This is a genomic window from Mycolicibacterium canariasense (genome assembly GCF_002101555.1).
GTDB lineage: Bacteria > Actinomycetota > Actinomycetes > Mycobacteriales > Mycobacteriaceae > Mycobacterium > Mycobacterium canariasense.
In genome coordinates this window covers 1-24,231 of sequence record NZ_LQOL01000029.1, presented here as the reverse complement: position 1 = coordinate 24,231, position 24,231 = coordinate 1, and the positions used below count along the sequence as shown (strand labels likewise).

The 24,231-nt window shown below is 68.7% G+C and carries 20 protein-coding genes; 10 read left to right on the top strand and 10 right to left on the bottom strand.

Annotated elements, in window-relative coordinates:
- Nucleotides 1-16: 16 nt before the first annotated feature.
- A complete protein-coding gene (locus AWB94_RS04540; protein WP_024455162.1) occupies nt 17-421 on the bottom strand; it encodes a DUF5319 domain-containing protein in 405 nt (134 codons plus the stop codon).
- A gap of 144 nt (nt 422-565) precedes the next feature.
- Here AWB94_RS04540 and guaB point away from each other — a divergent pair, with 144 nt between their 5' ends.
- The 3 genes from guaB to AWB94_RS04525 all read left to right on the top strand — a co-directional run bounded on the left by guaB (nt 566) and on the right by AWB94_RS04525 (nt 5,083).
- Nucleotides 566-2,110: an IMP dehydrogenase gene (gene guaB, locus AWB94_RS04535; protein ID WP_062659894.1), complete on the top strand. Its 1,545-nt coding sequence runs from the start codon at nt 566-568 to the stop codon at nt 2,108-2,110.
- A 17-nt stretch (nt 2,111-2,127) separates the two neighbouring features.
- A complete protein-coding gene (locus AWB94_RS04530; protein WP_062659893.1) occupies nt 2,128-3,264 on the top strand; it encodes a GuaB3 family IMP dehydrogenase-related protein in 1,137 nt (378 codons plus the stop codon).
- 82 nt (nt 3,265-3,346) lie between these two features.
- Nucleotides 3,347-5,083 (top strand): GMC family oxidoreductase, encoded by a 1,737-nt coding sequence (locus AWB94_RS04525; RefSeq protein WP_062659892.1) that lies wholly within the window; start codon nt 3,347-3,349, stop codon nt 5,081-5,083.
- Between the two features lie 25 nt (nt 5,084-5,108).
- Here the strand turns inward: AWB94_RS04525 and AWB94_RS04520 are convergent, their stop codons facing one another.
- The 3 genes from AWB94_RS04520 to AWB94_RS04510 all read right to left on the bottom strand — a co-directional run bounded on the left by AWB94_RS04520 (nt 5,109) and on the right by AWB94_RS04510 (nt 9,183).
- Complete coding sequence (locus AWB94_RS04520; RefSeq protein ID WP_062659891.1) at nt 5,109-7,481, bottom strand: glycoside hydrolase family 65 protein; 2,373 nt, start codon at nt 7,479-7,481, stop codon at nt 5,109-5,111.
- The gene (locus AWB94_RS04515; protein WP_062659890.1) at nt 7,478-8,224 is read right to left on the bottom strand and encodes a beta-phosphoglucomutase family hydrolase; all 747 of its coding nucleotides are present in this window, start codon (nt 8,222-8,224) and stop codon (nt 7,478-7,480) included. Before AWB94_RS04515 ends, AWB94_RS04520 begins: the two co-directional genes overlap by 4 nt.
- Before the next feature lie 83 nt (nt 8,225-8,307).
- The gene (locus AWB94_RS04510; protein ID WP_062659889.1) at nt 8,308-9,183 is read right to left on the bottom strand and encodes a TauD/TfdA dioxygenase family protein; all 876 of its coding nucleotides are present in this window, start codon (nt 9,181-9,183) and stop codon (nt 8,308-8,310) included.
- Nucleotides 9,184-9,246: 63 nt separating this feature from the next.
- On the opposite strand from AWB94_RS04510, the gene AWB94_RS04505 reads away from it, so the two are divergent.
- Both AWB94_RS04505 and guaA read left to right on the top strand, forming a co-directional pair.
- The gene (locus AWB94_RS04505; protein ID WP_084395521.1) at nt 9,247-9,831 is read left to right on the top strand and encodes a TetR/AcrR family transcriptional regulator; all 585 of its coding nucleotides are present in this window, start codon (nt 9,247-9,249) and stop codon (nt 9,829-9,831) included.
- Nucleotides 9,832-9,840: 9 nt separating this feature from the next.
- Complete coding sequence (gene guaA, locus AWB94_RS04500; RefSeq protein ID WP_062659887.1) at nt 9,841-11,427, top strand: glutamine-hydrolyzing GMP synthase; 1,587 nt, start codon at nt 9,841-9,843, stop codon at nt 11,425-11,427.
- Nucleotides 11,428-11,439: 12 nt separating this feature from the next.
- On the opposite strand, the gene AWB94_RS04495 is transcribed toward guaA, so the two are convergent.
- Genes AWB94_RS04495 through AWB94_RS04485 form a run of 3 tightly spaced genes read right to left on the bottom strand, consistent with a single transcriptional unit; the run spans nt 11,440 to nt 15,306 of the window.
- Nucleotides 11,440-13,389, bottom strand: a complete 1,950-nt coding sequence (locus tag AWB94_RS04495) for a hypothetical protein (RefSeq protein WP_062659886.1) — start codon at nt 13,387-13,389, stop codon at nt 11,440-11,442.
- Complete coding sequence (locus AWB94_RS04490) at nt 13,389-14,999, bottom strand: S53 family peptidase (RefSeq protein ID WP_409365998.1); 1,611 nt, start codon at nt 14,997-14,999, stop codon at nt 13,389-13,391. Before AWB94_RS04490 ends, AWB94_RS04495 begins: the two co-directional genes overlap by 1 nt.
- Before the next feature lie 55 nt (nt 15,000-15,054).
- Complete coding sequence (locus AWB94_RS04485; RefSeq protein WP_062659885.1) at nt 15,055-15,306, bottom strand: hypothetical protein; 252 nt, start codon at nt 15,304-15,306, stop codon at nt 15,055-15,057.
- Nucleotides 15,307-15,643: 337 nt separating this feature from the next.
- Here AWB94_RS04485 and AWB94_RS04480 point away from each other — a divergent pair, with 337 nt between their 5' ends.
- The gene (locus AWB94_RS04480) at nt 15,644-16,339 is read left to right on the top strand and encodes a DnaE2-dependent mutagenesis accessory factor ImuA' (protein WP_062659884.1); all 696 of its coding nucleotides are present in this window, start codon (nt 15,644-15,646) and stop codon (nt 16,337-16,339) included.
- Nucleotides 16,332-17,915 (top strand): DNA polymerase Y family protein, encoded by a 1,584-nt coding sequence (locus AWB94_RS04475; protein ID WP_109762634.1) that lies wholly within the window; start codon nt 16,332-16,334, stop codon nt 17,913-17,915. Before AWB94_RS04480 ends, AWB94_RS04475 begins: the two co-directional genes overlap by 8 nt.
- Nucleotides 17,916-17,933: 18 nt before the next feature.
- Here AWB94_RS04475 and AWB94_RS04470 read toward each other — a convergent pair whose 3' ends face one another.
- The 3 genes from AWB94_RS04470 to AWB94_RS04460 all read right to left on the bottom strand — a co-directional run bounded on the left by AWB94_RS04470 (nt 17,934) and on the right by AWB94_RS04460 (nt 22,012).
- Complete coding sequence (locus AWB94_RS04470) at nt 17,934-18,983, bottom strand: nucleoside hydrolase (RefSeq protein WP_307188220.1); 1,050 nt, start codon at nt 18,981-18,983, stop codon at nt 17,934-17,936.
- A 24-nt stretch (nt 18,984-19,007) separates the two neighbouring features.
- Nucleotides 19,008-21,086: an SDR family oxidoreductase gene (locus tag AWB94_RS04465; protein WP_085122356.1), complete on the bottom strand. Its 2,079-nt coding sequence runs from the start codon at nt 21,084-21,086 to the stop codon at nt 19,008-19,010.
- A 173-nt stretch (nt 21,087-21,259) separates the two neighbouring features.
- Entirely contained in the window at nt 21,260-22,012 is a 753-nt protein-coding gene (locus tag AWB94_RS04460) for an IclR family transcriptional regulator (protein ID WP_062659881.1), read from the bottom strand.
- A 144-nt stretch (nt 22,013-22,156) separates the two neighbouring features.
- Here AWB94_RS04460 and AWB94_RS04455 point away from each other — a divergent pair, with 144 nt between their 5' ends.
- The 3 genes from AWB94_RS04455 to AWB94_RS04445 all read left to right on the top strand — a co-directional run.
- Entirely contained in the window at nt 22,157-22,870 is a 714-nt protein-coding gene (locus AWB94_RS04455) for a CoA transferase subunit A (protein ID WP_201029633.1), read from the top strand.
- A 1-nt stretch (nt 22,871) separates the two neighbouring features.
- A complete protein-coding gene (locus AWB94_RS04450; protein WP_062659879.1) occupies nt 22,872-23,546 on the top strand; it encodes a CoA transferase subunit B in 675 nt (224 codons plus the stop codon).
- On the top strand, nt 23,543-24,231 hold a 689-nt coding region (locus AWB94_RS04445), incomplete at its 3' end, for a thiolase family protein (RefSeq protein ID WP_272937606.1). The genes AWB94_RS04450 and AWB94_RS04445, both read left to right, overlap by 4 nt.

The window sequence follows — 24,231 nt, the reverse complement described above, 5'->3', positions numbered from 1 at the left end:
GGGGTGGATCAGGAGATCAGCGGTACCCGTCGGGTTCCGAAGTGGCCTCGTTGAGGGACGCGTCGGCGTAGCCGCGGCAGTAATCCCACGTCACGTACGCGTCGGGTTCCGGGTCGTAGGCAGGCTCGTGCGGGCGCACGGTGCCGTCCACCAGCAGTTGCAGCAGGTTCGCCCGCAACATGTCCCAGTCGTGATAGTGGTCCTGCTGGCATTCGTCGCAGCACACCACCAGCCCGCGGATTCCCTTGTGCGCGAGCAGCGCCTCGTACACGGCCAGATCGGCGAGATCGGCTTCGACGGCGCTTCGTTCCTGCGGATCGAGCGGCAGGCCGGGTTCGATCGCGTCGAGCGCGGCCGACGGATCGCACGGGTCATCGGCGAACGGGTCAGGCGGCAGCCCCGGCGGGAAGTCATCGCGCACGCATCTAGCCTACGCAGGCCCGCCACATCCGCGCCAGCCGTTCACCCTGGGCGAGACCCGGCGGGTGTAGTCACGAGCATCGAGGTCAGTGCCGATAAGATGGACCTTTAGATCCACGCCTGTTGGTTCCTGGAGGCTCCACCCATGTCGATTGCTGAAAGCAGCAGCATCCCGCTCGCCGTACCGGTGTCCACCGGCGGCGATGACCCGACCAAGATCGCGATGCTCGGGCTGACATTCGATGATGTCCTGCTGCTGCCGGCCGCCTCGGATGTGGTCCCGGCCGCGGTGGACACGTCCAGTCAGCTGACCAAGCGGATCCGGCTGAAGGTTCCGCTGGTGAGTTCGGCGATGGACACCGTCACCGAATCCCGGATGGCCATCGCCATGGCCCGCGCCGGCGGCATGGGGGTGCTGCACCGCAACCTCTCGGTGGCCGAGCAGGCCGGCCAGGTGGAGACGGTCAAGCGCTCCGAGGCGGGCATGGTGACCGATCCGGTGACCTGCTCGCCGGACAACACGCTGGCCGAAGTGGACGCGATGTGCGCCCGGTTCCGGATCTCCGGTCTTCCGGTGGTCGACGACAAGGGCTCCCTGGTCGGCATCATCACCAACCGCGATATGCGGTTCGAGGTCGACATGGACAAGCCGGTCGCCGAGGTGATGACCAAGGCGCCGCTGATCACCGCCCAGGAGGGTGTCTCGGCCGAGGCCGCGCTGGGCCTGTTGCGCCGCAACAAGATCGAGAAGCTGCCCATCGTCGACGGGCACGGCAAGCTGACCGGCCTGATCACCGTCAAGGACTTCGTCAAGACCGAGCAGTTCCCGCTGGCCACCAAGGACAGCGACGGCCGGCTGCTGGTCGGCGCGGCCGTCGGCATCGGCGACGACGCGTGGACCAGGGCCATGACGCTGGTCGACGCGGGGGTGGACGTGCTGATCGTCGACACCGCGCACGCGCACAACCGGCTGGTGCTGGACATGGTGAGCCGGCTCAAGGCTGTCGTCGGGGAGCGGGTGGACGTGGTCGGCGGCAACGTGGCCACCCGGGCCGCGGCCGCCGCGCTGGTCGAGGCCGGGGCCGATGCCGTCAAGGTCGGCGTCGGGCCGGGCTCCATCTGCACCACCCGCGTGGTCGCCGGTGTCGGGGCCCCGCAGATCACCGCGATCCTGGAGGCGGTCGCTGCCTGCTCGCCCAAGGGCGTGCCGGTGATCGCCGACGGTGGCCTGCAGTACTCCGGTGATATCGCCAAGGCGCTGGCCGCCGGCGCGTCCACCGCGATGCTGGGCTCGCTGCTGGCGGGCACCGCCGAATCGCCCGGTGACCTGATCTTCGTCAACGGCAAGCAGTTCAAGAGCTACCGCGGCATGGGCTCGCTGGGCGCCATGCAGGGCCGCGGCACGCAGAAGAGTTTTTCCAAGGACCGTTACTTCCAGGACGATGTGCTGTCCGAGGACAAGCTGGTACCCGAAGGCATCGAGGGCCGGGTGCCGTTCCGCGGCCCGCTGTCGACGGTCATCCACCAGCTCACCGGCGGGTTGCGCGCCGCCATGGGATACACCGGGTCGGACACGATCGAGCACCTGCAGCAGGCGCAGTTCGTCCAGATCACCGCGGCGGGGCTCAAGGAAAGCCATCCGCACGACATCACCATGACGGTCGAAGCGCCCAACTACTACGCCCGCTAGCCCGCAAGGACTCCCACATGCGCGACATGGTTGAAATCGGCATGGGCAGAACCGCCCGCCGCACCTACGAACTCGACGACATCAACATCGTCCCGTCCCGCCGCACCCGGTCCAGCAAGGACGTGTCGACGGCCTGGCAACTGGACGCCTACCGGTTCGAGATCCCGGTGGTGGCGCACCCGACCGATGCCCTGGTGTCGGTGGAGTTCGCCATCGAGATGGGCCGGCTCGGCGGTTTGGGTGTGCTCAACGGCGAGGGGCTGATCGGGCGGCACGCCGATGTCGAGGACAAGATCGCGCGAGTTCTCGAGGCCGCCGAGAAGGAACCGGAGCCGTCGGCCGCCATCCGGCTGCTGCAGCAGCTGCACGCGGCGCCGCTGGATCCCGAACTGCTGGGTGCCGCAGTCTCGCGGATCCGCGAAGCCGGGGTGACCACCGCGGTGCGGGTCAGCCCGCAGAACGCGCAGGCGCTGACCCCGGCCCTGGTGGCCGCCGGGATCGATCTGCTGGTCATCCAGGGCACCATCATCTCCGCCGAGCGGGTCGCCCAGGACGGCGAGCCGCTGAACCTCAAGACGTTCATCTCCGAACTCGACGTCCCGGTGGTCGCCGGCGGCGTGCTGGACCACCGCACCGCGCTGCACCTGATGCGCACCGGTGCCGCCGGCGTCATCGTCGGCTACGGCTCCACCCATGGCGTGACCACCAGCGACGAGGTGCTCGGCATCAGCGTGCCGATGGCCACCGCGATCGCCGACGCCGCCGCGGCCCGCCGCGAATACCTCGACGAGACCGGCGGCCGGTACGTGCACGTGCTGGCCGACGGCGACATCCACACCTCGGGTGACCTCGCGAAGGCCATCGCCTGCGGGGCCGACGCCGTGGTGCTGGGCACCCCGTTGGCCACCGCGGCCGAAGCGCTCGGCGGTGGCTGGTTCTGGCCGTCGGCGGCCGCACACCCGTCGTTGCCGCGCGGCGCGCTGCTGCAGGTGGCGCTCGGGGAACGGCCCGGGCTCAAGCAGGTGCTCGACGGTCCGTCCGACGATCCGTTCGGTTCGCTGAACCTGGTCGGCGGCCTGGCCCGGTCGATGGCCAAGGCAGGCTATTGCGATCTCAAGGAGTTCCAGAAGGTCGGCCTGACCGTCGGAGGGTGAAGTCGCGTGATCGACCGACTTTCCTTTACAAGTTAGGCCTTCCTGTCTAGAAGTTACCTATCGGTAGCGTCATACTGGTCACATGCAGCCTGACTACGACGTCGCGATCATCGGCTCGGGTTTCGGGGGCAGCGTCAGCGCGCTGCGGCTCACCGAGAAGGGCTACCGGGTGGGAGTCCTGGAAGCCGGCCCACGATATGCCGATGCCGATTTCGCCAAGACCTCCTGGGACCTGCGCCGCTTCCTGTGGGCGCCGCAGCTGGGCATGTACGGCATCCAGCGCATCCACCTGCTGCGCAACTGCATGATCCTGGCCGGTGCCGGGGTGGGCGGCGGATCGCTCAACTACGCCAACACCCTCTACGTGCCGCCCGAGCCGTTCTTCGCCGACAAGCAGTGGTCGGGCATCACCGACTGGCGGTCGGAATTGATGCCGCACTACGAGCAGGCGCAGCGGATGCTCGGCGTCGTGACCAACCCGACCTTCACCGATGCCGACCGGCTGATGAAGGAGGTCGCCGACGATATGGGCGTCGGCGACACCTTCGTCGCCACCCCGGTCGGGGTGTTCTTCGGCCCGGACGGGCAGAAAACCCCGGGCAAGACCGTCCCGGACCCGTACTTCGGCGGTGCCGGACCGGCCAGGACCGGCTGCATCGAATGCGGCGAATGCATGACCGGCTGCCGGCACGGCGCCAAGAACACCCTGGTGAAGAACTACCTGGGGTTGGCCGAATCGGCCGGCGCGCAGGTACACCCGATGACCACGGTCACCAGCTTCAGCCAACGGCCCGACGGGGTGTGGGAGATCCACACCGCCCGCACCGGCAGCAAGCTGCGCCGCAGGCGCAAGACGTTCACCGCCACCAACCTCATCGTGGCGGCCGGCACGTACAACACCCAGAAGTTGCTGTTCAAGATGCGTGACACCGGCAAGCTGCCCAAGCTGTCGCAGCGTCTGGGCGTGCTGACCCGGACCAACTCCGAATCGATCGTCGGCGCGCAGACCATCACGGTGCACCCGGATCGCGACCTGACGCACGGGGTGGCCATCACCTCGTCGATCCACCCGACCGAGGACACCCACGTCGAACCGGTGCGCTACGGCAAGGGTTCCAATGCGATGGGTCTGTTGCAGACGCTGATGACCGACGGTGCCGGGCCCGGCGGCACCGACGTGCCGCGCTGGCGTCAGTTCCTCGACCAGGCCGGGGAAGATCCCCGCGGGCTGATCCGGTTGCTCAATCCGCAGCGCTGGAGCGAACGCACCGTCATCGCCCTGGTGATGCAGCACCTGGACAACTCCATCACCACGTTCACCAAACGTGGGCCGCTGGGCAAGCGGATCCTGTCCTCCGAGCAGGGACACGGTGAGCCCAATCCGACGTGGATCCCGGCCGGCAACGAGGTGACCCGCCGGCTTGCCGAGAAGATCGACGGCGTGGCCGGCGGCACCTGGGGTGAGCTGTTCAACATCCCGCTCACCGCGCACTTCCTCGGGGGTGCGGCCATCGGTGACAGCCCCGAGACGGGTGTCATCGACCCGTACCACCGGGTGTACAACTACCCGACGTTGTACGTCACCGACGGCGCGGCGATCTCGGCGAATCTCGGTGTGAATCCGTCGCTTTCGATCACCGCACAGGCCGAACGGGCGGCGTCGCTGTGGCCGAACAAAGGCGAACAGGACCAACGGCCCGCCCAGGGCCAGCCCTACCAGCGGCTCTCGCCCATTTCGCCGGCGCATCCGGTGGTCCCGGCCGACGCGCCGGGTGCGTTGCGGCATCTGCCGATCACCCCGGTCGGCTCGGCGGGCTGACCGGGGGTACTCGGCGGGGCGGTGCTCACTGGGCCGCTCGCTCGGAGACGAGGTGGCGCCGCATCGGTTCCCGGCCGATGGGCTGCGGCGGCGCCGGCAGCAAGGGCTTGCGCGGGTGCACGTCGACGGTCGTCGGCTTCTGCGTGCTGAGTTCGAGTTCGGCGCCGGCGTGCCGGATGGTCAGCCTGGCATCCGGCCCGTCCCGCAGGCCGTAGGTCACCTCGTGGTGGGTGGCGTCGACGGTCAGCCGGAAGTCCTTCCAGCGCAACCGAAAACGTAGCCGGGTGATGCCGTCGGGCAGATGCGGATCCAGCGCCAGCATCCCCTGATCGTCGCGCAGCCCGCCGAACCCGGCGACCAGCGCCGTCCACGCACCGGCGAGCGAGGCCATGTGCAATCCGTCGCGGGTGTTGTGGTGCAGGTCGCGCAGGTCGATCAGCGCGGCCTCGTAGGCGTAATCGTGGGCCAGCTCCAGATGCCCCACCTCGGCGCACATGACGGCCTGGGTGCACGCCGACAACGACGAGTCCCTGGTGGTGCGGCGCTCGTAATAGTCGACATTGCGGGCCTTCTCGGTGGCGGAGAAAGCATGGCTGTGCCAATGCATCGCCAGCACCAGGTCGGCCTGCTTGAGCACCTGGGTCGGGTAGAGCCGCACGTAGTGTTCGTGCAGCAACAGCGGGTACTGGGTGTCGGCCGTGAAGTCCCACTCCGCGAGGTTGGTGAAACCCTCGCACTGCGCGTGCACCCCGAGCTCCTTGTCGAACGGGATGTGCGCCGCGGCAGCCGCATCCCGCCAGGCGGCCGTCTCCTCGGTGGTGACGCCGATGGTGTGGGCCGCCTCCGGGTGGCGCAAGCACGCGGCGGCGGCAACCCGAAGATTGTGTGCCGCCATCAGATTCGTGAACACGTTGTCGGTCACCAGCGCGGTGTACTCGTCCGGGCCGGTGACGCCGTCCAGATGCCACACCCCGTGCCGGTCGTGATGCCCCAGCGACAGCCACAGGCGCGCGGTCTCGACGAGTACCGCCAGCCCGCATTCGCGTTCCAGGCTGTCATCGCCGGTCACCACGCGGTAGCGTTCGAACGCCATGGCGATATCGGCGTTGATGTGCCAGGCCGCGGTACCGGCCGGCCAGTAGGCCGAGCACTCCTCGCCGCGGATGGTGCGCCACGGGAAACTGGCGCCCGCCAGGCCCAGTTGGCGCGCCCGGTCCTTGGCCAGGTCCAGGGTGGCCGCCCGCCAGCGCAGTGCGTCGGCCGCGGCATGCGGCTTGGTGTAGGTGAGTACCGGAAGCACGAAACCCTCGGTGTCCCAGAAGGCGTGGCCGTCATAGCCGGTGCCGGTGAGCCCCTTGCCCGGGATCGCCCTGCGTTCGGCACGCGCGCTGGCCTGCAGTACGTGGAACAACCCGAACCGCACCGCCTGCTGGCAATCGGGATCACCGAACACCTCGACATCGGCGCTGTCCCAGAACTCGTCGAGATAGGCTCGCTGGCCGTCGAGCAGGCCCTGCCAGCCGCTGTACCTGGCGCCGGCCAGCGCCCCGGCGGCCTGGTCACGCAGGGCCGGGCGCGAACGCAGGCTGGACCAGCCGTAGGCCAGATACTTGACGATGCGCAGTTTCTGGCCGGGCCGCAGACCGCAGATCACCGTGGTGCGGGCCAGATCCGGTCGGGAATCGGTGGTGATCTCGACCCGGCCGGGAACCTCGACTTCATGGTCCATCGCGGCGGCCATCATCAGTCCGCTGGCCTTCGTCTGGTGCACCAGCAGTCCACCGGTATCGATGTGCTCGTGATGCACTGCCTGCAACGGGTGCTCCAGCCGGGTGGCCACCCGCGGATCGTCCGATCGTTCGGGCTGATCCTCGTTGGCGACCAGCTCGGATTGCACTGTGACACGGACGAATTCGTCGAGCGCCTCGACGACGTATTCGATGGCGGCCACGCTGCGCTGGGTCAGTGACACCAGCCGGGTCGAGGCGACCCTGACCTGTTTGCCTGCCGGCGAACGCCATTGGGCCACCCGCGACAACGTGCCGGCCCGCAGATCGAGCACCCGTTCATGGTCGACGAGTTCGCCGTACCGAACGTCGAACGGTTCGTCGTCGACGAGCAGACGCAGGATCTTGCCGTTGGTGATGTCGACGATGGTCTGGCCGGCTTCCGGGTATCCGAATCCGCCCTCGGCGTAGGGCAGGGCCTGGGTTTCGTAGAACGAGTTGAGGTATGTCCCCGGCAATCCGTGCGGTTCGCCCTCGTCGAGGTTGCCGCGCAGGCCGATATGCCCGTTCGACAGCGCGAAGATCGATTCCGACTGGGCCAGCATGTCCAGGTCCAGCCGCGTCTCGCGGATCTGCCAGGGTTCGACGGGAAACGCGTCGTGGGTGATCATCGGCCGTCCCGCAACAGGTCGGCGAGGTCGGTGACGACGATATCGGCGCCGTGCGATCGCAACTCGTCGGCCTGGCCGACCCGATCCACGCCCACCACACAGCCGAACTTCCCGGCACGGCCGGCGGCCACGCCGGCCAGTGCGTCCTCGAAGACGGCGGCGGCGGCCGGTTCGGTGTCCAGCAGTTGGGCGGCCCGCAGGAACGAGTCCGGCGCCGGTTTACCGGGCAGGTGCTCCTCGCACAGCGTGACGCCGTCGACGCGTTGCTGCACGTAGCGGGCCAACCCGGTCACCTCGAGCACCTCGCGGGTGTTGGCGCTGGAGGACACCACGGCCACGCCGAGCCCCGCACCGGCGGCCTCGGCCAGGTAACGCCGGGAGCCGTCGAACACCGTCACCCCGTCGGTGTGCAGCACCCGCTGGAACATGGCGTTCTTGCGGTTGCCCAGACCGGCTACCGTCTCGGCGTCCGGGGGATCATCGGGTCCGCCCTCGGGCAGGTCGATACCGCGGCTGGTCAGGAAGGCGCGTACCCCGTCCTCGCGGCGCTTACCGTCGACATAGGTCAGGTAGTCGTGGTCGACGTCGAACGGCACGAACGGCTGGCCGGTGCGCGCGGCCCGATCCCGCAGGTACTCGTCGAACATCGCCTTCCACGCCGTCTTGTGCACGCTGGCGGTGTCGGTGAGCACGCCGTCCAGGTCGAACAGGCAGGCGCGCACGCCCTCGGGCAGGCCCAGCATCGCGGCCTCGCTTTCGCATAGTGGATAGGTCTACTCCACCATGCCCGTTTCGGGCTCGTCTCATACTTGGTGAGACTGTGAGGTCAGCCGGCCTGGCGCTGCAGCGCATCCCCGACGGCGCGGCTGGTCCGGCCGTAAACGTCCACCGGGACATCGCCGGCCAGCGTGACCCGGTGCATCAGCCGGCGCTGGTCGTCGTAGTCGTCGACGGCGCGATGCTGGGTGGCCCGGTTGTCCCACATGGCGACGTCACCCGGTGCCCACGTCCAGCGAATGGTGTTCTCCGGCACGGTGATCCGTCGCTGCAACAGATCAAGCAGGGCATGGGACTCGTGGCTGTCCATGCCGAGCAGGCCGCGGACGAAATCGCCTGCGACGAGGGTGCGTTCGCCCGTCTCGGGGTGCACCCGCACCACCGGATGCTCGGTGCGGAAGTCCGGTTTCTGGAACATCTCGCGCAGCGCGCGCTGGGTGTCGGTGGCCTCGTCGACCGGGGCGGCGGCGTAGTCGTAGCGGTTGCTGTGCAGTGCCCACAGGTTCTCGGCGAGCCGTTTGAGCGCATCCGGCAGCGCGTCGTAACCGGCCGCGGTCGACGCCCATAGCGTCGAGCCGCCGTAACTGGGCAGGGTCACCGCCCGCAGCACCGAGATGGCCGGATAGTCGGGCAGGAAGGTGACGTCGGTGTGCCAGCGGGTGGCTTTCGCGTAGTCGGAATCGATCGGTGCAACGACGCCGGCGCCCTTGAACGCGTGATGGCCGATGGGGGTTCCGAGCAGGCCGGCGAACGCCTGCTGGCGGTCGTCGTCGAGATGGTGCTGGTCGCGGAAGAACACCACCTTGTGGCGCAGCAGGGCGGCGCGGATGGCGGTGACGGTGGCGGCGTTCAGATCGCCACCGAGGGCGACGCCGTCGATGCGGGCGCCGATGCGGCTGCCGAGCTGGGTCACTGTGATGGTCATGTCGGTCCTTCGGATGGGTGACGGAGCGGTGTAGTCATCTGACTACACCGCTACTGTAGTCGGGTGACTACAAGCTCGCCACCGGCCGGCCGACAGGAAGTGGTGGCGGCCGTGCTGGAGGCCGCGGCGGACCTGTTCGCGCAGCACGGGCCGTCGGCCACCTCGATCCGCGACATCGCGGCCCGCTCCCGGGTCAACCACGGCCTGGTATACCGCCACTTCGGCACCAAGGAACGCCTGGTGGGCGCCGTGCTGGACCATCTGGGCGCCGGCCTGATCGCGCTCGTGTCGCAGGGTGCGCCGGCCGCCGATATCGAACGCGCTACCGACCGGCACATCCGTGTGCTGGCCAGGGCCCTGCTGGACGGATATCCGGTGGGCCAGCTGCAGACCAGATTCCCGAACATCGCATCACTGCTGGAGGCGGTGCGGCCCGGCTACGGTGACGACGACCGGTCAGCCCGGCTGGCGGTCGCCAATGCCGTTGCCCTGCAACTCGGTTGGCGCCTGTTCGAGCCTTTCCTGCGCTCGTCGACCGGACTCGACGACATCACCGACGCCGAGTTGCGGGACGTCGTCGACGCCCAGATGGACCGGATGCTCGGCGCGGACGGAGGCCAACCCGGCGCGCAGCGGCGCAACTCTTAGACTGTTCAGGTGGAAAACGCTTCGGCAGACGCTCTTCGCGCCAGCGGCTCATCGCAGTCTCGCCCCGTCCTCGTCGTCGACTTCGGCGCGCAGTACGCCCAGCTGATCGCCCGGCGCGTACGCGAAGCCCGGGTGTTCTCCGAGGTGATCCCGCATACCGCGACGGTCGAGGAGATCAAGGCCCGCGACCCGCAGGCCATCGTGCTCTCCGGCGGACCGGCCAGTGTGTACGCCGAGGGGGCGCCCAAGCTGGACCCGGCCCTGTTCGACATCGATGTGCCGGTATTCGGCATCTGCTATGGCTTCCAGGCCATGGCCCAGGCGCTCGGCGGCACGGTGGCACACACCGGCACCAGTGAGTACGGTCGCACCGAACTGAAAGTCTCCGGCGGCCAACTCCATTCGGAACTGCCGGCGTCACAGCCGGTCTGGATGAGCCACGGTGACGCCGTCACCGCGGCGCCGGCCGGGTTCGACGTCGTGGCCACCAGTGCCGGCGCGCCCGTCGCCGCGTTCGAGGACCGGTCCCGGCGGTTGGCCGGTGTGCAATATCACCCCGAGGTGCTGCATTCGCCGCACGGCCAGCAGGTGCTGAGCCGGTTCCTGCACGACTTCGCCGGCATCGGGGCGTCGTGGACCCCGGCCAATATCGCCGACCAGCTCATCGAAGCGGTGCGCGAACAGATCGGGGACGGCCGCGCCATCTGCGGGCTGTCCGGCGGGGTGGATTCGGCGGTGGCCGCGGCCCTGGTGCAGCGCGCCATCGGTGACCGGCTCACCTGTGTCTTCGTCGACCACGGCCTGCTGCGCGCGGGGGAGCGGGCGCAGGTGCAGCGCGACTTCGTCGCGGCGACCGGCGCCAAGCTGGTGACCGTGGACGTGGCCGACCGCTTCCTGGAAGCGCTGACCGGCGTCACCAATCCGGAGGGCAAGCGCAAGATCATCGGCCGGGAGTTCATCCGGGCGTTCGAGGGCGCGGTGCGCGACACCCTCAGCGAGTTCGATATCGACTTCCTGGTCCAGGGCACGCTGTACCCGGACGTCGTCGAGTCCGGCGGTGGCAGTGGCACCGCCAACATCAAGAGCCACCACAACGTCGGCGGCCTGCCCGAGGACCTGAAGTTCAAACTGGTCGAGCCGCTGCGGTTGCTGTTCAAGGACGAGGTTCGCGCCGTCGGCCGGGAGCTGGGCCTGCCCGAGGAAATCGTTGCGCGCCAACCATTCCCGGGCCCCGGGCTGGGCATCCGCATCGTCGGGGAGGTCACCGCGTCGCGACTGGACACCCTGCGCCGCGCCGATGCGATCGCCCGCGAGGAACTCACCACCGCCGGCCTGGACCACCAGATCTGGCAGTGCCCGGTGGTGCTGCTCGCCGATGTCCGCTCGGTCGGCGTGCAGGGCGACGGCCGCACCTACGGCCATCCCATCGTGCTGCGCCCGGTCTCCAGCGAGGACGCCATGACCGCGGACTGGACGCGGGTGCCCTACGACGTGCTGGAGCGGATCTCGACCCGTATCACCAACGAGGTCCCCGAGGTGAACCGGGTGGTGCTCGACATCACCAGCAAGCCGCCGGGCACCATCGAATGGGAGTGACCGCAGGCGAATTCAGCGCGGCGGGTCGCCCCGCCAGCTGAAGCTGTTGACGTACTTGCCCATGTCCAGGGCGATCTCCAGGCCGACCGCCGAGGGTTTCCCCGAGCCGAAGTCGGGACCGAACGCGTGGTACGGCCCGACCGCCCCGGCCACCAGCGCCACGCCGTTCTTGACCGCCGCGATCACCACCACCCGCATCCGGGTGTAGCTGCTCATGGCGCCCTGCGGCCAGCAGTCGGCGACCAGGCCGTAGCCGGGCTGGTAACCGACCATTGCATTGGGGATCTCGTAGGCGATCTTGGTGTCGGGAAAAGTCTTGTTCACCAACGCGTTGGCGATATCGCGGGGGGACCGGCCGTTGGCCGGCTCGCTGAACAACCGCAGCGTGCCGCCGTCACTCGCCTCGAAGACCGCCGTCACGCTGTTGTCGGAGGTGGTCACCTTGTAGGCGGACTCGGGGGACGGGTAGGACACCGAGAAGGAACCGTCGGCCGCGACGAAGCGTGGGTTGACGTTGACCGGTTGCCCCATCGGGGGGCGGCCGCAGTCCGGTGGGCAGACGTAACGCGCCGACGGTTTCTCCAGCAGGCCGGACAGGCCGACCAGACCGCCGGCCACCACCAGGATCGAGATGCTCAGCGTGAGTGCCAGCCAACGGAAGGACGTCTTGCGTGGCGGCGGCGCGGCGAAGGTCCCGGCGTGCAACGAATAGCCCGGTGCCAGACCGACGACGATCGGGCCCGTCGTCTGGTCCTCGGCGAGCCGGATCGGACGGTCCACCCGGCGCGAGTTGCGGGATTTGCGTGACGACGCGTGCATCGCGGCGCCGCAGAACGCGCAGAACGGGGCGTCCGGCACGACGTGGTTGCACTCGTTGCACAGCAGCGGCTCGTCGGCGTGCATATCGTCCTGGGCCTCGTGCAACAGCGCCAGGTGCAGGCCGATGCGCAGGGCCAGCAGCGCGAGCAGGGAGAGCGTCAGGTGTACGGCCAATTGCAGCCATTGCGGGATGCGGGCGACGTCGATGAGGCCCAGTCCGGCGTAGACCGTGACGACGACCACCGCGATCGAGACCAGGGTGAGGCGCACGAACCCGCGGTTCTTGCCGGCCTTGGACGGCGGTCGGGTGAACCACAGTGCGGCGCCGATCAATCCGCCGACGGCGGCCGCGGTGAGCGGGACGGCGATCCCGCGGATACCCGCTTCGACCAGTAGGCCGTCCAGTGGCCGGGCACGGGCCACCATACCGGTGGTGAACTGCGGAGCCAGCCGGGTCAGGGTGGCCGCGCCGGTGAAGGTCAGTGCGCCCAGCGCGCCGATGGCGTAGCCGTCCAGCGCTTCTCGCGAACCGGGGCGGGTCAGCCGGACCACGACGGCGGGGATCAGCATGATGATCATCGCGCCGACCGGGATGCCGATACCGTCGCGCACGATGCGGGAACCGGCGATGCCGGCGCCCAGTGGCACACCGTAGGCCCGGGCCACCGCGGCACCGGTCAGCAGTACCCACACCACGCCGAGTCCGATGCCGAGTGCCGCGGTGAGCGCCAGGGTGCGGCGCGGAATGTCCTCGGCCAGATCGGATTCCCGCAGATACATCAGGAACAACAGCGGCAGGCCCAACGAGGCCACGGTGATGAGCGCGGCGGGCAGCCGGAACACCGTCGCCAGTGTCAGCGCCACCACGAGCAGGGCCAGGCCCAGCAGGAATGCCTTGCGGGACCGCGGGGACAGGTGCGGGAACAGGGAACTGGTGACCGACGGTGTCAGCAGGTGCTGGCCGGGGGCGGCGCTGAACGTCTTGGCCCGTAGCCAGTGCGGACCGTCGCCGGCCTGGTGTTCGGCGAGCGGCACGCCGCACAGCCCGCAGTACTTGCCGGCGGGGACGTCGACCCGGCAGACCGGGCATTCGACCATGCCCGGTGCGGGGGAGGAGGTTCCGGTGTCGTCGGTGGTGGTCATCAGGCCTGGATCCGCTGGGCGATGAGCAGATTGCGTGCGAGGTTGTCGATGTCGGGGGTCCCCAATCCGGTCACCAGGTCATAACCCGGGCCCGCCAGGTCGACGGCATTGGCGCCCAGGGTGATATCCCGGAATGCCGGCCGCGGTGCGCCGGTGGCGATGCGGTACAGCAGCGGGTTGATCTCACCGATCAGGGCGCCCCCGTTGGCGAGCAGGTACTGGTCCATGATCGCGGTCAGCCCGGCCCAGATCGGCGCGGACTGTGACGTGCCGCCGCCGATCACCAGGTCACCGTTCAGCACGATCTTCACCCCGGTGAACGGATCGGCGACCGCCGAGATGTCCGGGGTCATCCGCTTACCGGTTCGACGTTCCGGTGCCACCTGCGCGGCCGCGGCCTGCTGCCAGGGCGGCAGGTCGAACAAGGCGGACAGCCCGCCGCCGGTGCCCTGGGACAGTGGGACGTCGAACCAGGTCTGTTCGGCCAGCCAGGTGCCGCGGTCGTCGGTGGACAGCGTGGTGCCGCCGACACTGGTCATCTCGGGGATCGACGACACCGAATCCAGCCCGATGTCGTCGGGGCCGGGCACCGAATCCCAGTCGGTGCCGCCCTTGCATTCCAGGCCGGCCAGGTCGCCGCTGGCGTTGTAGGCCGTCGTGCCGTGCGACTGGGCGGCCCGCAGCGCCGACCGCACGGGGGCGAGATCGGCCGCGGTGAGCAGCTTGTCACAGCCCCAGCCGATCGACAGGCTCCAGACGGCGCCGGGGTAGGCGCGGTCGGTGTCCTCGAACAGCTTGCCGATCTTCTGGTAGGCGCCGTCGCCCTGGACGGTCGGCCGGGCATTGACCACGACCTTGCGTGCATCGGGCGCAACGGCATGTGCCACTTGCAGATCCATCGTCGTCTCGCCGTGCGCCACCGGGAGCGGATCGCCGAGGGTCTCCGGGGTGAACTGGGGCAGGCCGAACATGGCGGAAAACGTGTCGAGATCCTTCTGGTCGTAACCGCTGAACGCGAAGATGACGATCGTGGTGCCCTTGCCAGTGAAGCCGTCGGCGGCGAGCTTGTCGGCGTTGTAGGTGGTCAGCAGGGCGTTCGGGGTCAGGCCGCGGTCGGGGACGTCCAGCGCGATATCGGGCCGGGACACGTGGTGCGGGGTGTACCCCAGGATCCGCCCGAGTTCGGTGACCTCGCCGCGCAGTGCCTCGGGTACCTGTGGCTGCTGGGGCGAAGCGTAGAACTGCTGGCCCTGCTTGCCCCGGTAGTCGTGCACGGTGACGTCGAAGGCGCGCGCGATGGCATCCGGGTTGCCCTCGACGATGGCCCAGTCGTCACTGGGGCGCCATGAGACCGTGAGTCCCCGGTCATGCGTCCAATCGATGAGATCGTCGGGACGCTGGTGACCGGTGAGCGCGGCCGTCAGCTGGATCTGCTGCGGACGGGCCGGACCGAGGTCGGTGGAGGCAGCAAGCAGCGACGCGTAGGGACCTTGGATGAGGTTCGTCCCCAAGAGATGTCGGCTGATCGGCAGATCAGAAGCAAAGACCAGCGCACCGGCCAGCAGGAGCGCCGGAAGCCAGTGGGCGATGCCCGTGTGGTGTCGGTTCACGTTCCGAGGTGCCGGGTCCGCAGGTCAGCAGACCCGGCTCACTCGTACCGGCGGGTCAGTTGTCCCCGGGGATCGCGGTCGGCGCCGGCGGGGCCTTCACCGTGGGGGTGAACTTGTTACCGCCGGAGGGGCTGATCGACTTCTCGGTGGGCTCGACCGACGGAGCCGTCGTGGTGGTCGTCGTGGTGGTCGACGTCTCGGGAGACTTCTTCTCCTCGGTGCCGCAGGCGGCGGTGAAGCCGATCATCGCGAGGATGGCGGCGCCCCCGATGGCCGCCGAGACACGGCGGGTCAGACGTGAATTCATGATGCGGTCCTTACCTCTCCCCCGAGTGGTGTATGAGCCGGCCTTCGGGGAATCGTTGTCGATTCCGCACGGTTCGCAGTCATCTTACCTGGTGATTCGCTGTGCTCCCGTACCTCAGTCCCATTCCGAAGCGGGTTCTGGTGCCCAGACTTTAGCGCAGCGTCCAGCGTGCCGCACAGGCATTTCCCAGGGTCCCGCTTTGCTGGCCGGCGGGGCCGCGGCGCCGTGCGCGCGGGCCGTCGGGCAGCGCTTGACGGTGATTCCGGAGAAGTGTTTACTCGAGCGATCGAACATGCGTTCGAATTCGAATGGAACCGATGGTGCGGGAGGTGCTGTTGTGACAGTGGCTTCCGGCCTGGGCGCACATCGTGTAAATCGCGATGACCAGGTCGAACACCTGAGACGGAGAATAGCCGAAGTTTCGGCCAGGGCGGGCTCCCGAAGTCGGGGCGGGGTACGTGCGGACGCCCCGGAACCCGAATCGGAAAGTTTGCTGAAGATCCCCGAAACCCTTGCCGAGAGGCTCCCGGTGGCGTTGCCGCGCGGGACCGCGGCCGTGCTCACCGGGGCCCGATCGCTCCCGCTGAGCATGGTGGCCGCGGTGACGGCGGCCGGCGGGCATGCCGCGATCGTCGGGCAGCCCCGGGCCTGTCTGCTGGCCGCGGCCGAGATGGGGGCGGACCTGAGCCGGATCGCGGTCATCCCGGACCCCGGTGAAGATCCGGTCGAGGTGGCCGCGGTCCTGCTGGACGGTCTGGATCTGGTGGTTCTCGACCTGGCCGGCCGGGTGGTTCCCGGCACCCGGGCCCGTGCGGTGACGGCGCGGGCCCGGCAGAAGGGGTGCACGCTGTTGGTCACCGGTGGGGATTGGCCCGGGGCGCAGGCCCGGCTGGATGCCGCCGTCAGCGGATACGAGGTGATCGGCGCGGGTACTGCCGGACCGGTGCCCGGGTGCGGGCGGATCGGCCGGGTACGCCTGGTGACCCGCGGCCGCGGCCGGATCCCCGGTCTGGCACGCGTCGTGGGTGGCTAGCGTGTCCCGGGTTCTCGCGCTCTGGTGCATGGATTGGCCCGCGGTGGCCGCGGCATCGGCCGCCGGTCTGGCGGCCACCGATCCGGTGGCGGTGACGTTGGCCAACCGGGTCATCGCGTGTTCGGCATCGGCGCGGGCCGTCGGGGTGCGGCGCGGTCTGCGCCGGCGGGAGGCCCAGGCCCGGTGCCCGCAGTTGTACGTCAGTACCGCCGACCCGGCGCGCGACGCCCGGCATTTCGAGGGGGTGACGGTGGCGGTCGACGAGGTGGTGCCCCGCGCTGAGGTGCTGCGGCCCGGCCTGCTGGTCATGCCGGTGCGGGGCGCGGCCCGCTATTTCGGATCCGAGCATGCCGCGGCGGAACGGTTGGTCGATGCGGTGGCGGCGGCCGGGGCCGAATGCCAGACCGGGATCGCCGACCAATTGGCCACGGCGGTGTTCGCGGCGCGGGCCGGCCGGATCGTCGAACCGGGGGAGGATGCCCGATTCCTGTCCGATCTGTCCATCCGGGAATTGGCCACCGAACCCAGCCTGGCGTCGCCCGGCCGAGACGAGCTCGCGGACCTGTTGTGGCGGATGGGGATTCGGAGCATCGGCCGGTTCGCCGAACTGTCCCGCACCGATGTGGCGTCCCGATTCGGCGCGGATGCGATCGCCGCGCACCGATTCGCCCGCGGCGAGCCGTCCCGCGGGCCGTCGGGGCGAGAACCGGAACGTGATCTCGACGCCGTGATGCACTGTGATCCGCCGATCGACCGGGTGGACGCGGCGGCTTTCGCAGGCCGGTCGCTGGCCGGCGAGCTGCACCGCAGCCTGGAGTCGGCGGGTGTGGGGTGCACCCGACTGGCCGTCCAGGCGGTCACCGCCAACGGTGAGGAGCTGCAACGAGTTTGGCGGTGCGCCGAACCGCTGACCGAGGATGCCACCGCCGATCGGGTGCGCTGGCAACTCGACGGCTGGCTCACCAGGCGCTCGCTGGGTGGGCCGGGACCTACCGCCCCCGTCACCACGCTGCGGCTGCATCCGGTCGAGGTGGTGTCGGCGGGTGCGCTGCAGCTGCCGCTGTGGGGATCCTCGGGTGACGACGACCGCCTGCGGGCCCGCCGCGCGCTGGTGCGGGTGCAGGGCCTGCTGGGACCGGAGGCGGTGCAGGTGCCGGTGCTCAGCGGTGGGCGTGGGCCGGCCGAGCGCATCACGTTCACCGCACTGGGTGACGAACCGGTGCCCGCGGCCGACCCGGACCGGCCGTGGCCAGGGCAACTGCCCGAGCCCGCGCCTGCGGTCCTGCTCGATGATCCGGTGGAACTTCTTGATGCGGAAGGCAATCCGGTACGGGTGACGGCTCGCGGACTGTTCTCCACCGACCCGGCCCGGCTGAGGTCACCGGAGCATTCCGCGCCGTTGCAGTGGTGGGCCGGGCCGTGGCCGGTCGACGAACGGTGGTGGGATCCCGGCTCGCCGCGGGCCGGTCGGACCGCACGGGCTCAGGTGCTGCTCGGCGGCCGAGCCGACCCGGGGCCGGCCATGCTGCTGTGTTACCGGCAGCGCCGCTGGTATGTGGAGGGGGTCTATGAATAGTGCTGCCGTGCAGCAGCTTCAGCAAAGCCCCTGGGCAAACGGACCCACCCGCGCGATGAACCGGTCGAAGAAAGCGGCCGGATCGACCTCCACCCCCACGTGCGCATTGGGCTCACGGCCCCACCGGCCGTTCCAGTCGGCCACCGTCATGGCGCGGGTCAGGGTGCCGGTCAGCTCGACGTCGACGGTGGCCTGCCGGTAGCGCACCAGGTCCGGGTCCAGGGCCACCGCCGCGGCCAGCGGGTCGTGCAGATGCGCGAGATAACCCTCGCCCTGGTCGAAATGGAACTCGAAGTAGAACCGCATCGCGTCCTCGAGCACCCGGACCAACGGATTGGCCGCGGTGGACCGGGTGCCGCGATCGTCGAGCACACTCATCTGCGCAGACGGCGCCCCGGCGGCCACCGCGAGCCGGGCCAGGATGGACGGTGTCATCACCGCGTTCTCGGTCAGGTTGAGGCCCAGGATGATCGGCAGGTGGGTGGGTTTGTGCAGACCCCACGCCGCACCCCAGACCGCGAAGACCTCGGCCGCGGCCTCCGGATCGACGCTGATGTTCCACTCCGCGACGGCCGTGGTGTTGCCGCGATAGTCGAACGCCCCGCCCATGATCACCAGCCGGCGCAGCAGCCTGGGCAGCGCCGGCTCCTTGCGCAGCGCCAGCGCGAGATTGGTCAGCGGCCCGGTGACCAGCCCGATCAGCTCACCCGGATACGCATGAGCGGCGCCCACCCAGGCTTCGGCGGCGTCGTAGGGTGCCAGCGCCTGATCGCCGACCGGTAACCGGGCATAGCCCAAACCCTCTGGGCCATGGGTGTCCTCGGCCGTGCGCAACGGGATACTCAGTGGGTTCTCGGCGCCCTTGGACACCTCGACACCGGTGATGCCGCACAACTTCAGCAAGCCCAGATTGTTGGCGCACACCCGATCCACCGGCACATTGCCCGCCGTCGACGCGATGCCCACCACTTCGGCGTCGGCACTGGCGAACAGATAAGCCAGGGCCATCGCGTCATCGACACCGGTGTCCACGTCGGCGAACACCGGCTGCCTCGTTGCGCCTGTCACGTCGCCCACCCTAGGACCCGACCGTTACCAGTGCACCCCCGGTATCAGCCGAACGGCTCGCTTCACCGGCCGGGGCACCCGCGCGGTGCGGGTGGCGCGGACCGCACGCCGGGGGCGACGCGACGTGCGTGGCGCCGCCTCGCCGGTTCTGATGGGCTCGGCCGGCGCCTCGCCGGTTCTGATGGGCTCGGCCGGCGCCTCGCCGGACCCGATGGGCTCGGCCGGCGCCTCGCCGCGAGCCGCCGCGGAATCCGGGTAACCCAGGTAGATCTGATGCAGCACCCGTCGGGACAGCCGCGGGGTGAAGTAGGTCCCGAGATCGGCCAGCGTGCCGACCGGGGTGTCGATCCGGGCCGGCTTCTCGATCAGGCCGCGCACCACCATGGCGGCGGCATGCTCGGCGGTGATCGGCGGCATCGGGTTCAGCCGCTTGGACGGCGCGATCATGGGGGTGCTCACCAGCGGCATGTGGATGTTGGTGAAGGTGATGTGATCCGACAGCGTCTCGGTGCCGACCACCTCGGCGAAGGTATCCAAGGCGGCCTTGCTCGGCAGGTAGGCACTGTATTTGGGACTGTTGGCCTGTACACCCGCGCTCGACACGTTGACCACGTGCCCGAAACGCCTTTCCCGCCAATGCGGTAGCAGTGCGAGCACCATGCGGACCGAACCGAAGTAGTTGACGGCCATCACCCGCTCGTAATCGTGCAGCCGGTCCGTGGAGGCCACCACCGACCGGCGGATGGACCGCCCGGCGTTGTTCACCAGATAGTCCACGTGCCCGAACCGGCCGAGGATGTCCTTGACGGTGTGCTCCACCGACGCCGAATCGGTGACGTCACAGGTGAAGGCGTGGGCCTGCCCGCCGGCAGCGCGGATCTCGTCGATCAGTTCGTCGAGCGCATCGGCGTTGCGGGCCAGCGCGAAAACCGTCGCCCCGCGTTGCGCGACGGCGACCGCGGACGCCCGGCCGATACCACTGGAGGCCCCGGTGATGATGACGTGCCGCCCGACGAGCGGACCGTCCGGGTCGTCCCGTCGGGCCCGGTCCGGGTCCAGATGTTCGGCCCAGTAGCGCCACAGCTTCGGTGCGTACGAGGCGAACTCGGGCACCTCGATTCCGGTGCCGCGCAACGCCTCGGCGGTGCGCTCGGCGGTGAAGGTGGGGGCGAGGTCGACGACGTCGAGGATCTCGGCCGGAATCCCGAGCTGGACGGCCGCCATGTTGCGCAGGATCTTTGCCCGGCCGGTCGCCTTGAGCACCGGTGTCACCGTCACGGTGGGCAGTACGCCGCGCAGCGGCGGCAGACCCGCCTCCTTCGCCACGCCGCGGTAGATGCCGCGCAGGCCAATGGGTTTCGGAGCGGTCAGATGGAACGTCTGGCCGTCGCGGTCGGGGCAGTGCATCAGGGAAACGATCGCTGAAACGACATAGTCCACCGGCACGATGTTGGTGCGGCCGGTGTCGGGCAGCACCATCGGGGTGAAACGGGGCAGCACCGCCAGTTTCGCGAGCAACCCGAAGAAGTAGTACGGACCGTCGACCTTGTCCATCTCGCCGGTGCGGGAGTCACCCACGACCACCGCGGGCCGATAGATCCGGTGCCGCAACCCGCTGGCCCGGACCAGTTGTTCGGCCTCGAACTTGGTCTGGTGGTACGGCGTGGGCAGATCCTGGGCGACGTCGAAATCGTCCTCGGTGTAGACGCCCGGATAGCTGCCGGCGACCGCGATGGAGGACACGTGCTCCAAGGTGGCATCCAAGCGCCGGGTCAGCTCGATGACGGCGGCGGTGCCCTCCACATTGGAGGCCCGCTGCTGCGCGGCGGGCGCGGTGATGTCGTAGATCGCCGCACAGTGCACCACGTGGTCGATGGTTCCCAACTCGGCGAGCGCGTCGTCGGTGAGCCCCAAGCCGGGTGCGGCCAGGTCTCCCACCAGTGGCTTGACCCGAGGGCCCCAGGACTGTGCGAGTTGCTCGAACCGGCCGAGCGACCCCCGCCGCACCAGCACCCAGACCTGCGTCTCGTCGTCGCGATGCAGCAGCCGGGACACGATACGACGGCCGATAAACCCAGTACCGCCGGTAACGAGATAATTCATGCGGTCATGTTCGTCCCCAACGGGCCGCGCGTCAACTGTGGGCTCTCATCGGCCGTGTCGCACCGATGTCGGATATCACACGAATCCGAGACGAGCCGTCCGCCGGTGCCTGCGGCGAGTAGGGCGTGCTACCCGCTCAACCCATCGAGGGAGTAGTCGGAAGGCTGTTCGGCTCAGCCGATGCGCTGGCTCAGGTGGTTGGCCTCGCGAAGCAGGAGTCGGCCCAGGTGTTGCCGCCGTTGAGCGGTGAAGCGTTGTTCGATTCCGGTGAGAGTCAGTGCGCCGACGGGTGATTGATGTGGGTCGAAGACGGCTGCCGCCATCCCCCAGGAGCCCTCGACGATCAGACCGGGGTTGACTGCCCACCCGTTGGTTCGGGTGTCTTCGATGCGTGCGAGTACCGCGCGGGTGCTGTGGCTTGGTCCCCACTGGGCGGCGAGATCGGCCTCCTGGAGGTATGTCGTGATGACGTCGTCGGGCAGGTAGGCCAACACGGCGAGGCCGGCCGAGACGACCCCGAGTGGAAATCGGGCGCCCTCGTAGAGGACGTGCGAACGGATGGGGAAGTCACCGTCCTCCCGTTGCATGACCACGGTTTGTTGGCCGCGGCGTAAGGAGAAGAAGGCGCTCTCACCGGTCTCGGCGGCCAACCGATGCACGTGTGGGCCGGCTTTGCTGGTGACGTCGAAGCGTGCTGCTGATGCCGCCCCCAACACAAATGTTTCCGGACCCAGGTACCACCGACCGGACTGCTGATCACGATCGACGAGCCCTTCGGCCTCGAGCGCCTCCAACAGTCGGTGCGCGCTGGGGCGCGGTATGGCCGCGGTCGCCGCAACCTCGGATGTTCCGGCACCGTTGGGGTGGGCGGACAGCACCCGCAAGATCGCCGCAACGCGGCCGACGACTGTGGGGCCCTCCGCCACGACTGCCTCCCTGTCCGCTCAATGAACACCTATGACCGTGATTGTTCATCGACCGAGCGATTGTGCCACGAGATCTCGTCAATGACACCGCCCTTGTGCACAGTTGGTGTGTTCAGTCACCGGACGAAGACAACGTGCGAAGGAATGCAACGAATGAAACTGCGTGACCATCCCACCGCTGCGCTGGCCGACCTGTTGCGCGATGGCATGACGATCGCGGTGGGGGGTTTCGGTCTGTGCGGTATCCCGCAAGGCCTGATCGAAGTGGTCCGCGACAGCGCGGTGTGTGGTCTGACCATCGTGTCCAACAACATGGGGGTCGACGGCAAGGGGCTGGGCCTGCTGCTGGAGAAACGACAGGTGTCCAAAGTGATCGCCTCCTACGTCGGGGAGAACAAGTTGTTCGCTAGCCAGTACCTGGACGGGGTCCTTGATGTCGAGTTCTGTCCCCAGGGCACGTTGGCCGAGCGGATGCGTGCCGGGGGTGCGGGCATTGCCGGCTTCTACACCCGCACCGGGGTGGGAACCCCGGTCGCCGAGGGCAAGCCGACCGAGGTCTTCGACGGCCACGAGTACGTGCTCGAACGTGGCATCGTGGCCGATCTCGCGTTGGTGCGTGCCGAGTGGGCCGATGTCGAGGGCAACCTGCGTTACCGGTTGACCGCCCGCAACTTCAACCCGCTTGCGGCCACGTGCGGCCGGGTGTGCGTGGCCGAGGTCGAAGAGGTCGTCGATGGTCACCTGGACCCCGATGACGTGATGACCCCGGGTATCTACGTCGACCGGATCGTGGCGGTGCCGGCGGCGGGCTTCATCGAACAACGAACGATTCGATCGCAAACCGCGGAGGTGGTGTGACATGGCGTGGAGTCGCAACGAGATGGCTCAGCTGGCAGCACGGGAGCTGAACGACGGGGACTACGTCAATCTGGGCATCGGCATTCCGACCCTGGTGGCCAACCACATTCCCGACGGCATGCGGATCATGCTGCACAGCGAAAACGGGCTGCTCGGCATGGGGCCATTCCCGTTCGACGCGGACGTCGACCCGGATCTGATCAACGCGGGCAAGCAGACCGTGACCGCAGTCGACGGTGCGTCGTTCTTCGACTCGGCCACCAGCTTCGGGATGATCCGTGGTGGGCACGTCGACATCGCAATCCTCGGAGCGCTGCAGGTGGCCGCCAACGGTGATCTGGCCAACTGGATGGTGCCCGGCAAGCTGGTCAAGGGGATGGGTGGTGCGATGGACCTGGTCGCCGGCACCCGCCGGATCGTGGTCCTCACCGAGCACACCGCCAAAGACGGATCACCCAAGATCGTGCAGTCGTGCGATCTGCCGCTGACCGGGGCGGGAGTGGTCGACCGGATCATCACCGACCTGGCCGTCATGGACCTGAGTGACAACGAGATCCACGTGCGTCAACTGGCCCCGGACATCACCTTGGACGAGGTCGGCGACCGCACCGGTGCGCCGATCGTGGACGCCCGTGACCTGCAGCCCGCAAGCAACTCCCGTGGAGGATGGAAATGACGACCTCGGTGATCGTGGCGGGTGCCCGGACCCCGGTGGGCAAGCTGATGGGCTCGCTGAAGGACTTCTCGGGTAGCGATCTGGGGGCCATCGCCATCAAGGGGGCGTTGGAGAAGGCGGGTGTGGCGGCGTCGCTGGTCGACTACGTGATCATGGGGCAGGTGTTGACCGCTGGTGCGGGTCAGATGCCGGCGCGTCAGGCTGCTGTCGCTGCTGGGATCGGTTGGGATGTGCCTGCGTTGACGATCAACAAGATGTGCTTGTCGGGTATCGATGCGATCGCGTTGGCTGATCAGCTGATTCGTGCCGGGGAGTTCGAGGTGGTGGTGGCTGGTGGGCAGGAGTCGATGAGCCAGGCGCCGCATCTGCTGCCCAAGAGCCGTGAGGGTTACAAGTACGGCGATGTGAGGTTGTTGGATCACATGGCCTATGACGGTCTGCATGATGTGTTCACCGATCAGCCGATGGGGGCGTTGACCGAGCAGCGCAATGACCTCGACCGGTTCACCCGGGCCGAGCAGGATGACCTGGCCGCGCAGTCGCACCAGAAGGCCGCGGCTGCGTGGAAGGACGGTGTGTTCACCGACGAGGTGGTGCCCGTTTCGATCCCGCAGCGCAAGGGCGACCCGATTGAGTTCGCCGAGGATGAGGGCATCCGGGCTAATACCACCGCCGAGTCCCTCGG

What these genes read in the sequence shown, in the direction of transcription:
- guaB (WP_062659894.1), top strand. Translation starts at nt 566, where the DNA reads ATGTCGATTGCTGAAAGCAGCAGCATCCCGCTCGCCGTACCGGTGTCC.
- AWB94_RS04530 (WP_062659893.1), top strand. Translation starts at nt 2,128, where the DNA reads ATGCGCGACATGGTTGAAATCGGCATGGGCAGAACCGCCCGCCGCACC.
- AWB94_RS04525 (WP_062659892.1), top strand. Translation starts at nt 3,347, where the DNA reads ATGCAGCCTGACTACGACGTCGCGATCATCGGCTCGGGTTTCGGGGGC.
- AWB94_RS04520 (WP_062659891.1), bottom strand. Translation starts at nt 7,481, where the DNA reads ATGATCACCCACGACGCGTTTCCCGTCGAACCCTGGCAGATCCGCGAG.
- AWB94_RS04515 (WP_062659890.1), bottom strand. Translation starts at nt 8,224, where the DNA reads ATGCTGGGCCTGCCCGAGGGCGTGCGCGCCTGCCTGTTCGACCTGGAC.
- AWB94_RS04510 (WP_062659889.1), bottom strand. Translation starts at nt 9,183, where the DNA reads ATGACCATCACAGTGACCCAGCTCGGCAGCCGCATCGGCGCCCGCATC.
- AWB94_RS04495 (WP_062659886.1), bottom strand. Translation starts at nt 13,389, where the DNA reads ATGACCACCACCGACGACACCGGAACCTCCTCCCCCGCACCGGGCATG.
- AWB94_RS04485 (WP_062659885.1), bottom strand. Translation starts at nt 15,306, where the DNA reads ATGAATTCACGTCTGACCCGCCGTGTCTCGGCGGCCATCGGGGGCGCC.
- AWB94_RS04465 (WP_085122356.1), bottom strand. Translation starts at nt 21,086, where the DNA reads ATGAATTATCTCGTTACCGGCGGTACTGGGTTTATCGGCCGTCGTATC.
- AWB94_RS04455 (WP_201029633.1), top strand. Translation starts at nt 22,157, where the DNA reads ATGCAACGAATGAAACTGCGTGACCATCCCACCGCTGCGCTGGCCGAC.
- AWB94_RS04450 (WP_062659879.1), top strand. Translation starts at nt 22,872, where the DNA reads ATGGCGTGGAGTCGCAACGAGATGGCTCAGCTGGCAGCACGGGAGCTG.